Origin of the sequence: uncultured Bacteroides sp., assembly GCF_905207245.1 — a bacterium.
Taxonomy (GTDB): Bacteria; Bacteroidota; Bacteroidia; order Bacteroidales; family Bacteroidaceae; genus Bacteroides.
This window is the reverse complement of sequence record NZ_CAJLKP010000067.1, coordinates 20,644-32,884: the sequence shown is the minus strand read 5'-3', so window position 1 is coordinate 32,884 and position 12,241 is coordinate 20,644. Positions and strand designations below refer to the sequence as shown.

The following is a 12,241-nucleotide window of genomic DNA, read 5'->3' as shown; positions in this document are numbered from 1 at the left end:
AAGTCTAAACGGTCGGGGAATAATAAAATTTCACCCTCATTATATTGTTTAAATTGAACTTTTTGCATATCTTTGACTAAGTATATTTTATGCGTTTGGTAGCCTAAATATACATAAAAGTTCTCTCATATCAGTGGATAGAGAGAACTTTTTTTCGAGGGGGAGCTTTTTAGTCAACCCCAGAATAATGAAAAGTTTTTTATTAGGTATGCTTATATAGTGATGTTTTTATGTAAATTTGTGTTATATAATCGTTGAATATATGAGTAGAATCAAAATAAAAAATTTCGGTCCGATAAAAGAGGCTTTACTTTCTAAGAATGGTTGGATTGATATAAAGAAGGTAACCATATTGGTGGGTAACCAAGGAAGTGGCAAGAGTACCGTTGCTAAACTAATTTCTGTCTTTTTGTGGATAGAGAAAGTGTTGACACGCGGTGACTTTAAAGAAGAAGAATTTACTACAGCTAAATTTAGAACAAAATATTGTGCCTATCACAGGATTACAAATTATTTTATCAAGGATAAAACCGAACTATTTTATGAGGGTGAATCTTTTCGCTTTACATATACTGCAGGTGGAGATTTTTTGATTGAGAGAGTTTCTGGTAGTATGGATGTTTATCAATTGCCACAAATCATGTATGTACCTGCGGAGAGAAGTTTTATCAGTATGGTCAAGCCAAATTTGATAAAGGATCTTCCGGATGTGCTGCTTACCTTTTTGGAGGAATATGAACATGCGAAGGATTCGATAAAAGGGGTGTTTAACCTACCGATAAATCATGCTTTGCTGGAGTACAACAAGCAGAACGATATTGTATTTGTCAAAGGTGAGGATTACAGGATTCGGTTAATGGAGTCGTCCAGTGGTTTTCAGTCGATTGTACCTTTACTCCTTGTTTCCCAATATTTGTCTGATTCAGTAAGGGATCAAGCAGGTAAGTTCAGAAAGATGAGTGCTGATGAGGCAAAGCGTTTTAAAAAGGAGGTTGCCAGTATTTGGGCAAACGAAGATTTGACGGATTCTCAGCGGAGAATTGCACTTTCGGTGCTTTCTTCAAAATTTAATAAAGCGGCTTTTATTAATATTGTGGAAGAACCGGAACAGAACCTATTCCCAACTTCACAGTGGGAGATAATGCAAAGTCTACTGGCTTTCAATAATTCGCTGGAAGCTAATAAACTTGTCATAACAACGCATAGTTCCTGTCTTATAAATGGTCTGATAATAGCTGTTAAAGCCGGTATGCTAAAAGAGAAAGCCGGTTCGAACAGTGATATGTTGAAAAGGATAAACGAAATATATCTGACTGATTCATCTATCTTGCCGGATGATATTGGCATTTATGAATTTGACGAGGAAAGAGGTAGTATATCACTATTGGAGACTTGCGAGGGGGTATCGCCTGATGATAATTTCTTGAATAGTTTGCTAGAGAAAACTAATGATATTTTTGCCAATTTATTAGAAATCCAACGGATACTATGATTGACTTTTCCAGACAACATATAACATCATGTTTTAAATGACGGATCTTCTGTTTGTGCGTAGAAAGCCTATATAGTGGAAGGCCTAAGGGAAAATTGGGTAGTCTTTAAGGACTGTAAACTTATAAAAATGGTATGTTACTGTCTTTGAGTTCAAAAAGGAGATAAATAAACCGCCTCCTATCCAGAACCTAAAGGAACATAGATTAGATACTCATGGCCTTTATCAAGCTTGGTGTACAATACAATATTTGTACATAGAGCTAGGGATTACTTCAAATGAACAATCATTGAATACATTTGGACAGTATTTTATACTATTGTTATGATGTATTTGAGAAATTTTCAAGCAGAAGCCTTCTCTAAAACTTCAAGTGATTCCTACTAGGGATATTTACAAGATTCACTGGAAAAAATTTGGAGTATTGCGGAAGAATTTTGTACTTTTGCACCACTTTTGTAAATAATAGAATGCAGCGAAACAGAGTGAACATATTATCCCAAACGGCAATTCGAGGCAATAAATGCTTTGAAGTATTGTTATATGTTCATAATTGGAGCATTGAAACACCTGACAATATCGTAAATACTTTCCAACGAACGCATATACTAAAAAGGATACAATAGCCGCTTGTATCTTAATTATAGAATAAACAATAGAATAGTTGGAGGGTTCTTACCAAACTTTCCAACTATTTTGTTTTATGCCCATTGGTGATCATTTGCTTCGTGCAAATCTTTTCCCGTTATTCCGTCCAATGAGCACAAGAACAACCAATTTATTAACCGCACAGTAATGTGCACAAAAAAGAACAAAATGGATTATAAATTTGACGGAAATAAGGTGTATTTTACATCAGATACACACTTTTATCACACGAATATCATTGGTTTTTGCAACAGGCCATTCAAGAATGTAGAAGACATGAATGAGATGCTGATTACAAATTGGAACCGTGTTGTCTCTCAGGATGATATTGTATTTCACTTGGGTGACTTTTGCCTAGGGGGATCTCGTGAATGGACTAGTATTCTTGATAGGCTGAACGGCAAAATTTACTTTATTCTCGGAAACCACGATATGAAAAATATCAGGCAAGGGTATATTAATCGGTTCGAATTAGTTGCAATGCAAATGTACATAGAGGTTAATAAACAGACAATTTACCTGAATCATTGTCCGCTTCTCTGCTATGGAGGTTCTTATGATGGTACCTGGCAACTGTTTGGGCATGTGCATACGAGTAAAAATAATACAGGAAAGGATGCATCCCGGCTGAATATGCTCTTTCCGACTCAGTATGACGTGGGTGTGGATAACAATGACTTCACACCAGTTTCTTACGAGCAGGTAAAAGGAATTATAAACAGACAGATAGAATTAACAAATAAAAAGTAGTGGAAATGAAAATACAATATATGAGCGACCTGCATCTGGAGTTCTGGGAAAACAGCAGATACATTAAACATCACGAATTTCCGGTAATGGGTGATATACTCGTACTGGCTGGTGACATTTTCTATTTAAAGGACAAGATAGCCCCATTGGGTAATTTCTGGAAATGGGCATCTGAGAATTACCGACAGGTTCTCATTGTTCCCGGGAACCACGAGTATTATAATTATTGTGATGTGATGGAACGGGGATTGCAATGGAAATGGATGTTCAAACAAAATGTAGGCTATTACCAAAATCAAGTGCTTAGGATAGATGATACGGATTTCATAATGAGTACCTTTTGGTCGCATATTACTATGGCTGATGAATATTTCGTTTGGAAAGGGCTTAATGATTTCCGCCAAACTATGTATAAGAGGAAGTTACTCCAAACAGAGGAGTATAATCAGATGCATGACTTCTGTTTAGGTTATATCAAAAAGAACCTTGCTGAAAGCACTGCAAAACATATTGTGGTTGTGACTCATCATCTGCCTACTTTTCAGGTTGTTGCCCCAGAGCATAAAGGTTCTGTCCTGAATAGTGCATTTGCAACCGAATATGAAGGGTTGATAGCAGATAATCAGATAGATGCGTGGATTTATGGACACTCGCATACAAATATTGATACTGAGATCTGTAGGACAAAGGTAATATGTAATCAAATGGGGTATGTATTTGAGAATGAACATATAATTAATGGTTTTGATCCGGAAAAGTTTTTATCGATTTAAAAAGAATGGAAATATGGAACATTAAAAAATAGGACAACCAAAGAAAGTAATTTTTACAAAGCAATTTCTTGTCAATTTGGCAAAGGAGTACGGCTTATATTGTAATGTCTGAACGTCTGGGAAACGGGCGTAACATAGAAATCTTAGTCAATGATGAGCTGTTGAAGATGTTAATAGAACTCTAGAGTCAGCTTACCAAACTGAAGGAAATGGATAATGATGGATACAAGGGAGGGTAGAATTACCTCGCCCTCCTCCGGAAGAATAGTGAGATTGCTAAGTATTGATTGCAGAAGGTGAATGTGAAAATATAACTAATTATATAACATTATATATGAACTTTATTATGATGATATATCATTAGTTATATATGATTATTTATAATATTAAAAGCCAAGCTTTTCAAAGCTATTTCAGACTCAGAAGCGTGATGTTTTTTAGCGACACTTCTCCATAGTTTCACCGCATTGAGTACTTCATTCTTTATTTCCTCGGCACGTTTCTCTGAAATGAGGTAATAGTCGGCCGTTAGCATTACGAGGTCCATGTCTAATGAATTATCGTCTTCATTGATATTCAATTTTAATCCAATTCCATCTTCATTGGGGTTGATATCAAAGGCAGGAGAGAGCATCCACCCGTTTTCTGTATAGAGAAAACCGTGATTACGTAAATGGTCGTCAGTATTAGAAACGCAAACGGAGAACATTACCCTGCGGAAAAGCTCTTCGAGATCTTCTATCGGCCTAAAGCTGATGCTCTTTATTAATTCAACAATATCCAGATAACTGCTACCTTCGGAGGCATCGTCTCCGTCAGACCGGTTTAGTAAAGTCATAGCCGAAGAATAGTGGATTCTCTTCCCTGTTTCCGTCCTGTCAAAACGTTTGGATAGATACGTGTGATATTTACTTTTGAACTGTTTGACTTGTGCCTGTGGAACAGTGATACCGGCTTTGATCGCTAAGTCATGCACTATCATTTCCCATAGTCCAATATCGGTTGTATCATTTTTACTGGGAAACTTGGCAATCCACGGATATTGGTTTTCGTCGGTTACGTCGGCTTTAGGTCTGGCACCACCGAGTGAAGAACCGGGGGCAAACAATTGATTGATCCATTTAAGTGTTTCTTCGTCCAGTTTATCTGCATTCTTTTCATACTGCTCGACTGCATGTTCCAGTTCGCGTAAAGATGTCCACGGTGGAGCAGCGAGAGATTTGTCTTCGCATACAAACTCCCCATCTTTATCGATTTTATACCGTAGACCACCCATCCGATGCCGGTCATATATTCCCAAAAGGAAATCAATAGCTACGATTCTTTTCAAGGGTCTTTTTTCAGCTTTAGCCAGTAAAGCTTCACGTCGTTTGATAAGTTTCATTCCCCACTTGTCAGGTGCAGAATCTTGAAAAACACCAAAGTTATTTGAAGAAGCGGAATAAAGCCTTCCGGAGAATAAAGGTAACTCGGGGTCAATCTCAATTCCCTCTTTTAACCACGTGGCATCGTACTCGAAAGAATAAGTATCTTTTCCTCTTACAGAACTATAGTAGAGGATGCCGATCAGGCGAGGGGAATCATACATTTCCCAGTCTGCATATACGAAGACTTCTGTTTCTGCATTTGAATTTGCCATAATCGTTCTAATTAATTTTCGGTTTAGGAGACGTGCCATCATCGATCACATGCTCTATCGGTGATTTCACTTTCTTCTTTTTAGGGGCTCTTTTGGGTGCAAGCAGCATATTGTCCTGAAGCCTTCTTCCCAAAGGATCTTTATCTGCGATCAACAGAATGTCTTCCGCCAGTTGAAGTACGGATAACACTTGTAAATATGTGCCTATACCTACCCCCGGCTCTCCCTTTTCCACATTGCTCATTGTGGAGACTGCGATACCTGCACGTTCTGCTACGGATTTTGAAGATAGTTTTCTACGTAGGCGGGCTAGACGAATATTTTCGCCCAACTGCTCAAGTATCTTTTTCTGCTTTTGAGTATATACAGCTCCTTTTGATTTCATAACTAATGATATTATACTGCAAATATATAAATAATATATGATATATCATTTGTTATGATACATTATTTATCTAATTAAAATATTGTTTTTCTTATCATCCTTTATGATATTGGCGCTAACCACAGAAGGAATTATCATCAGGTAGTTTTGCTAAAATACTGACTTTTCCACATATATCAACATGGTTGGAGAATAATGGTTTGGATGTTATTAATGAGTTACATAACAGAGTGGAAATTGAATTGCCCCCATTAAAAGGCATTTATGTAAACTATGATATGGTAATCCTGTCCGATCGCCTGTACCAAGCGGGAGAATTGCCGGGGGATATCTTTTTAAAGTCTTTACGGGCTTAGTTTCCTGTGATAGGCTGAAAGTATTGACAAAAAGAGTATCGAACATGTCTCTAACATTGCCGATGGTGGCAAACGCTCGGTTGATACTTTCAGAAAGCAGGCGCTTGTCTGCCCGGATTTGTGATAGAATAGAATCGACAGCCCCAGAGGCAAAGTTTCTTCTTTTTCTGGAAACAGAAACCCGCCCTGTGTCAGGCTGGTGTAGGGATAATCGAGTATGAAGAAGTTATTGCCTGCATCACGTAACAAGTTGATGCCGCAAAACTGGTTGGCATAAAGGATTATCTTCCGTTTATCCACTACCTGTGAATCAGCGTAAGCGTTGATTATATTACCGAGTTGGAGTACAAAGTTGTTGAAGTTGTCCGAATCGGCGGCGTACAGTTGCCATCGCAGAAGACGGCAGTTTTTCTTTTTCAGAGCGGCAACGATGGGATTGATTGCTCCATCTCCAACTAAGCCTGTTTCACCGACTGATACAATCAGGTTGACAGACTGTTGCCAGTCGTCCAGTAGATCCAAAGCTTTTTCAGTGCACTCCAAGAAGGGAAATGATAATTAGAATATACAGAGTAATTTAGCGAACAGGAGAGTACGTGCTACTTTAGGCTGACAGCAAACGAATTAGCTGATTCTTTTCAAGTAACAGACACATAGGGGATTATTTTAAATAGGCAGCCGATAGCTGCCGAAATTGACCTCACAGATTTTTTCCCAATTCGTCCGTTGTTAGCGGACGAAATTCAAACAACCCTTTTAACTGTAAATCATCAGTTGCCAACTGACGATTTACAACTACTACCTTGTTTAGCTAATGAAATTCTTGTTTTTACGGGCAAAAACAAGAAAAAATTGTTAGCTTAATTCAAATATGTTCAGTATATTTCCATGTTCATTGGCACTGAACAGTGATAAATTTTGAACAGAAAAGTTTTTGATTATGTATAAAAATACTAATTATAACTATGATGCAGCATCCATTCTTGAGCAGATTACCGGATTGGCTGTAACTGTGGAAAGCAAAAAAAGCGCATGATGCTATCATGACCATCAACGGACAAACGTTTTCTGTAATAGCAAGAAATGAAATCCGTAAGGAAAACGAAGGGTTATTGATTGACCTTGTTGTGCCGTTTAAAGGCGAATACTGCTCATTCCTATTTATTGCCAAATATATTTCCGCAGATACTGTCCAAACCTTAAAATCACTTCGGATTAACTATCTGGATACCTCCGGAAACTGTTACATACAAACGAAGGATTTTCTTGTTTATGTTTCCGGACAAAAAGTACAACGGAAACAAAAAACAAATCAGGCTAAGGCTTTTCAAGAATCTGGAATTAAGTTGTTGTTCCAACTATTATCAGATCCTGACAGCCTTCAGTTTTCATATCGGGAACTGGCGGAATTGGCCAATATTTCTATTGGTTCGGTAAGCAACATCATGACAGAGTTGGAAGATGAACATTTCATATTAAGAATAAAAACAAAACGGGTGTTGAAAAATAAGCCTGATTTGCTTGAGCGTTGGATAATCGCTTATCATGATGTCCTTCGTCCGCGTTTACTGAAAAAGCAGATGCGTTTCTCAAAAAAGAAACGTTAGCTAATTGGAAATCTCTTCCGCTGAAAGGAAAAGGGTGGTGGGGAGAAGAACCAGGTGCTTCCCTATTAACAAATCATATAAACCCAGAGACTTTTACCATTTATACTTCCGAAAGTTGGCAAAATTTAAGTACTGTATTAGGGCTAATTCCTGATGAAGCAGGAAATGTAGAGATGCTGCAGCAATTCTGGGCTGACGAAAGTGGCAATAATATAAAACAAACAGTTTTCCCTTTGTTGATTTATGCCGACTTGATGCAGAGTGGCTTTGGACGAAATATAGAAACCGCAAAATTAATTTTAGAAAATGAATTGTCATATATCAAATGATAGATAGACTACAGAATAGACAATTGTCGTTCGCGCGATGAGGTAAGAACTGTTTTAGAGAACTACATGGAATGCTACAATAAGCAGCGCCCGTGTTTTGCTATTGGGTATGACACTCCGGTAGGCTATCGGAAGAGGTATTACAAAGGTGAATTAGACAGAAAAGACACTTTTTCTAAGAGGAAACTACCCGAATTACCGAAATTTGTACAGAATAGGAAAAATTCCGCTGATAATCAAAAGATTGAATAATGTGTCTACTTTATAGATCTGTTGCAAAACAAGAATCAAATCACCACAAAAACAAGAAATGGAATACAACAAAAAACGGAAGTGTATTAACTCAAAAACAGGAAGTAAATCGCCACAAAAACACGAAATAGCTTTGTAGATATGAAAAATTAGACTAATTTTGCTGAAAACAAAAAAGTCTTTTATGGAATATTTGAAACGAATTGCTGACGATCAGCTTAAATTACGTCTTGAAGCTTTTGGTGCTGTCCAGATAAAGGGGCCTAAGTGGTGTGGCAAAACAACCACTGCTGAACTACAAGCAAAAAGTGTGATAAAAATGCAGAATCCCGATACTAGAGAAGGTTATTTAGCAGCAGCACGCACCAAACCCTCTCTTTTACTCAAGGGCGAAACTCCAAGATTGATTGATGAGTGGCAAGTGGCTCCTGTGTTATGGGATGCTGTTCGTCATGCTGTTGATGAGAGGCGCTTAAAAGGCCAGTTCATCTTAACCGGATCAACAGTAATAGACGATGACGATATTATGCATACAGGTACGGGGAGAATTTCTAAAATGTCCATGTATCCTATGAGCCTTTATGAGTCAAAAGAATCTAATGGTAAAATCTCGTTAAGGGAGCTTTTTGATAATAAGGATCTGGACATTGATGGTATTGCGTCAAGCTTATCCATAGAAGAACTGATTTTTATAGCCTGTAGAGGTGGATGGCCAGCTTCTTTAGACAGCATGAGCACTACTGCCAAATTGTTGATTGCTAAAGACTATGTAGATATTATATGCACCGAAGATATTTCAAAGGTGGATAAAGTTCAGCGTAATCCTGCTTTGGCAAAGATTATCATGCGTTCTTATGCAAGAAATCTGTGTACTTTAGCCAAGAAGACAAGCATGCTGGCAGATGTTTCAGTTGAAATGGAAGGAACCTCAATAAAAACATTTGATGACTATGTAACTGCATTAGAAAAGTTATTCGTCATTGAAGATGTAGAGGCATGGTGTCCCGCCATTCGTTCAGCGACAGCTATCCGAACCGGAAAAAAACGCTGTTTTGTCGATCCTTCAATAGCAGTGGCAGCTATGGGTGTATCTCCGCAAAATCTCGAACTTGACCTAAAAACTTTTGGCTTCATTTATGAATGTATGTGCATCCGTGACCTGAGAATCTATTCCCAGGCTTTAGGTGGTACTCTATCATACTATCACGATAGATACGGATTAGAGGCAGATGCAGTTCTTCATTTAGATGACGGAAGATATGCGCTTATCGAAGTTAAACTCGGTAGCAAAGAAATAGAAGAAGGGGCAAAACATCTGATTGAGTTGAAGAATCTTGTTAAAGAAAAAAACGAACAGGAAAAGCAGATGCGCCTAAAGCTACCTGACCTTTTAATCGTATTAACAGGTGGTGAACTTGCTTATACAAGAGAGGATGGCGTAAAGGTTATTCCGTTAGGATGTTTAAGAGATTAATAAAAAAGACGGAGGTCTTCTCCGTCTCAATATTCCACCCTAATATGAAGTCGCCCGTGCCGCCCTTCGCCAGTGGTCATGTGCCTGCCGTGCAATAGTCCCTGGATTTCGTTCAATCATTCCGACCGACAAATTGTGCCACATATCCAGCAGCGCATAATCAATCGCTGAATTAAAAAAGATTCTGAAAATCGAAGGGTTACTTGATTTGTATAAGAACCGTTCAAAGAATGAGGAAAAGAAAAACTTTTCAAAAAAGCTTTGGTAACTATATATTGCCTTACAGTGTGAATCCTTATTAAGCAATAGAATATATTAAACTATAATCCCCCTATAAATCTTATAATCGTTTATAGGGGGATTTGCTGTAAGATAATATATAGTCACCATAAATATATTATATTTGCAGCCTCAAAAGAAAAAAGCCACCGTCATAGTGCCAAAATGACAGTGGCTTTGATAAAACTCATAACCTTATTGCGGCAAGGTTAGAGTGTGAACATTTACGTTTTACTCCTACGGATGCCAAACAAGGGCATCCGTTTTTTATTTGGAGTTTAGTCACCCTTCTTATGAATATGGGGTTTCAAAGACGGTGTATTTCCTGGAGTCTGCTTATTGTCTCTTTGACGACGATCTGGTTTTCCTGTGGAAATAGCAATTCTTTTTGGTCCTGGTTTAATTCCCATAACAACTCATTTTGATTTTATAAGTTAATTCTCCTTTTATACGGAGGATGAAGCTCCGCCATCTTGATTTCAGAAAGATAGGTATAAACTGCCGTCATATCCAAGAATCAGATTTTAAGCAAAACGGAATGCCGATAGCACTATTAAAGACAATAACAATTTTTGAGCCAAAGCAATAATTATAAGAATAATAACATAAAACTGACAAAATTTCATAAAATGAGAAATAGAGTGAAGATAAACACTACATCCTTATGCGACACTTGTTTAAATTTATACAACTCTTCTCATTTATCTATTTATGGGGCTAAAAGTTTCAGTAAATGATAAAAATATTAAGGTGCTTTTCTATTAAAGATTAGTACTTTTCCTTTTATAAAAATATGATTATTTTTTTAGAAGCATTATCTTTGCACTATAATAATCCATACTATTAAAATTATGTTAGATTGGTTCAAAGAAAACGATGTAATAATAACTATATTTATAGGAGCTATTGGCTTGCTATTTACAATAAAACAAGTAATAATTTCAATCCAAAAGCATCGAATAGACAAAGAAGAATTTATTTCTAAAAAGTCTAATCTATCTATATCCTTGGAGGATTGTTACAGAATGTCATATAGTTCCTCAAAAAATATAAATGTTTTATTTTGTATTGTGGTAATAAACAAATCTTCTTGTAGGAATACTGTTATGCCGAAATTGGAAATAGATTATTTAGAAAATGGTATTACAAGAACCATAAAATTATCACATAATAAAAGCTTATTTCATAAAAAATATCATTCTCAAATAGATAAATTCGATAACAGCATCCAATTAGACCCTAAAGACATAAGATTTGGTTGGATTATTTTCCAAATACCTGAAATTTTAAAAAATAAACGTATTGAAAAGTATAGAATAATTATTCAAGATGGGGAGAGTAATGCATCGAAAGCAGAGAGTTTATTAATTAAAGATATTCATTATGATGATTAAAAAAATATCAGCACCAATATATAATATAAACGAAGAAGGACTATTTGCTAATCGAGATTATGCAGATGGACGATTAATTCCTTCTATAGTAATAAGTTCAGAAGAAGATGATTATATTAAAGAAATCATAAAATTACATTCTAATATATCTTTTGGAGATGTTGTAGTTCAATGGGGAGGAACACTATCATCCTTATTTGGTGCCGATAAATGGATATTAAATATAAAATTCTGTAAACCAATAGACTATAATTTCAATATTGCATTTTCATTGAAAAATCATTATTCCATTATTGATGCTATTTTTCAATCAAGAGGTCTAAGAATATCTTATGGACAACAAGGCGAGAAAGTTTCTCAAATAAATAATCATATAATAATTGAAGTCCCCGATACGGGTATTGATTCCAAGTGGGAAAAAACGTTAGTTAAAATCATCAAGGGTAAGATGCGTAAATTGAAAATTCCAAGAAAAAAATTAGATAAAGCTACACAAGAACAAATAAAAAAAATGAGGGAAATTTTAAATATTAGATTAAAACATAATATTGATTGATAGTCTATTAGGAAGTACCCAAAAGTAAAAATGCACTTACTTTTTGGTAACTATATATTGCCTTACAGTGTGAATCCTTGTTAAGCAATAGAATATATTAAACTATAATCCCCCTATAAATCTTATAATCGTTTATAGGGGGATTTGCTGTAAGATAATATATAGTCACCAAAGCTTTATCCAAAGAACGATTACAGCGGACTTAACTCTCTCCGTTCAAGATTGCAGGGTATTCAATGACCAGATAATTCAATCAATAGTGATTCTATTCAAGACAAAAGTTCAACAGAAAATCATAGCTTGGGAA

General features: G+C 36.3%; 11 protein-coding genes and 1 pseudogene. 9 read left to right on the top strand and 3 right to left on the bottom strand.

The annotated features are described in order from the left end of the window. The first annotated feature begins 262 nt into the window (after window positions 1-262). The 3 genes from QZ135_RS18100 to QZ135_RS18090 all read left to right on the top strand — a co-directional run bounded on the left by QZ135_RS18100 (window position 263) and on the right by QZ135_RS18090 (window position 3,663). A complete protein-coding gene (locus QZ135_RS18100) occupies window positions 263-1,492 on the top strand; it encodes an AAA family ATPase (RefSeq protein ID WP_294612464.1) in 1,230 nt (409 codons plus the stop codon). Window positions 1,493-2,308: 816 nt separating this feature from the next. Then, window positions 2,309-2,890, top strand: a complete 582-nt coding sequence (locus tag QZ135_RS18095) for a metallophosphoesterase (protein ID WP_294612461.1) — start codon at window positions 2,309-2,311, stop codon at window positions 2,888-2,890. Between the two features lie 5 nt (window positions 2,891-2,895). Beyond that, a complete protein-coding gene (locus QZ135_RS18090) occupies window positions 2,896-3,663 on the top strand; it encodes a metallophosphoesterase (protein ID WP_294612458.1) in 768 nt (255 codons plus the stop codon). A 364-nt stretch (window positions 3,664-4,027) separates the two neighbouring features. Here the strand turns inward: QZ135_RS18090 and QZ135_RS18085 are convergent, their stop codons facing one another. The 3 genes from QZ135_RS18085 to QZ135_RS18075 all read right to left on the bottom strand — a co-directional run bounded on the left by QZ135_RS18085 (window position 4,028) and on the right by QZ135_RS18075 (window position 6,565). Then, window positions 4,028-5,302: a type II toxin-antitoxin system HipA family toxin gene (locus QZ135_RS18085; protein ID WP_294612455.1), complete on the bottom strand. Its 1,275-nt coding sequence runs from the start codon at window positions 5,300-5,302 to the stop codon at window positions 4,028-4,030. A 7-nt stretch (window positions 5,303-5,309) separates the two neighbouring features. After that, window positions 5,310-5,687: a helix-turn-helix transcriptional regulator gene (locus tag QZ135_RS18080; RefSeq protein ID WP_005782680.1), complete on the bottom strand. Its 378-nt coding sequence runs from the start codon at window positions 5,685-5,687 to the stop codon at window positions 5,310-5,312. Window positions 5,688-6,031: 344 nt separating this feature from the next. Beyond that, window positions 6,032-6,565, bottom strand: coding sequence for a type VI secretion system protein TssR domain-containing protein (locus QZ135_RS18075; RefSeq protein WP_196070815.1), 534 nt, complete (start codon window positions 6,563-6,565; stop codon window positions 6,032-6,034). Window positions 6,566-7,086: 521 nt separating this feature from the next. Here QZ135_RS18075 and QZ135_RS18070 point away from each other — a divergent pair. The 6 genes and pseudogenes from QZ135_RS18070 to QZ135_RS18050 all read left to right on the top strand — a co-directional run bounded on the left by QZ135_RS18070 (window position 7,087) and on the right by QZ135_RS18050 (window position 11,934). Further along, window positions 7,087-7,650 (top strand): hypothetical protein, encoded by a 564-nt coding sequence (locus QZ135_RS18070; protein ID WP_294612450.1) that lies wholly within the window; start codon window positions 7,087-7,089, stop codon window positions 7,648-7,650. A 14-nt stretch (window positions 7,651-7,664) separates the two neighbouring features. Beyond that, a pseudogene (locus QZ135_RS24960) lies at window positions 7,665-7,979 on the top strand (type IV toxin-antitoxin system AbiEi family antitoxin); the annotation flags it as partial. A 3-nt stretch (window positions 7,980-7,982) separates the two neighbouring features. After that, window positions 7,983-8,231 (top strand): IS3 family transposase, encoded by a 249-nt coding sequence (locus QZ135_RS18065; protein WP_196070825.1) that lies wholly within the window; start codon window positions 7,983-7,985, stop codon window positions 8,229-8,231. 184 nt (window positions 8,232-8,415) lie between these two features. Continuing rightward, window positions 8,416-9,705, top strand: coding sequence for a DUF4143 domain-containing protein (locus tag QZ135_RS18060; RefSeq protein ID WP_005782671.1), 1,290 nt, complete (start codon window positions 8,416-8,418; stop codon window positions 9,703-9,705). A gap of 1,130 nt (window positions 9,706-10,835) precedes the next feature. Beyond that, window positions 10,836-11,378 (top strand): hypothetical protein, encoded by a 543-nt coding sequence (locus tag QZ135_RS18055; protein WP_294612441.1) that lies wholly within the window; start codon window positions 10,836-10,838, stop codon window positions 11,376-11,378. Then, the gene (locus QZ135_RS18050; protein ID WP_294612439.1) at window positions 11,368-11,934 is read left to right on the top strand and encodes a hypothetical protein; all 567 of its coding nucleotides are present in this window, start codon (window positions 11,368-11,370) and stop codon (window positions 11,932-11,934) included. The genes QZ135_RS18055 and QZ135_RS18050 overlap by 11 nt, the downstream gene beginning before the upstream one ends. Window positions 11,935-12,241: the final 307 nt, after the last annotated feature.

Bases quoted from the DNA above. Each gene is read 5' to 3' on its own strand.
- QZ135_RS18100 (WP_294612464.1), top strand. From the start codon at position 263: ATGAGTAGAATCAAAATAAAAAATTTCGGTCCGATAAAAGAGGCTTTA.
- QZ135_RS18095 (WP_294612461.1), top strand. From the start codon at position 2,309: ATGGATTATAAATTTGACGGAAATAAGGTGTATTTTACATCAGATACA.
- QZ135_RS18090 (WP_294612458.1), top strand. From the start codon at position 2,896: ATGAAAATACAATATATGAGCGACCTGCATCTGGAGTTCTGGGAAAAC.
- QZ135_RS18085 (WP_294612455.1), bottom strand. From the start codon at position 5,302: ATGGCAAATTCAAATGCAGAAACAGAAGTCTTCGTATATGCAGACTGG.
- QZ135_RS18080 (WP_005782680.1), bottom strand. From the start codon at position 5,687: ATGAAATCAAAAGGAGCTGTATATACTCAAAAGCAGAAAAAGATACTT.
- QZ135_RS18070 (WP_294612450.1), top strand. From the start codon at position 7,087: ATGACCATCAACGGACAAACGTTTTCTGTAATAGCAAGAAATGAAATC.
- QZ135_RS18060 (WP_005782671.1), top strand. From the start codon at position 8,416: ATGGAATATTTGAAACGAATTGCTGACGATCAGCTTAAATTACGTCTT.
- QZ135_RS18055 (WP_294612441.1), top strand. From the start codon at position 10,836: ATGTTAGATTGGTTCAAAGAAAACGATGTAATAATAACTATATTTATA.
- QZ135_RS18050 (WP_294612439.1), top strand. From the start codon at position 11,368: ATGATGATTAAAAAAATATCAGCACCAATATATAATATAAACGAAGAA.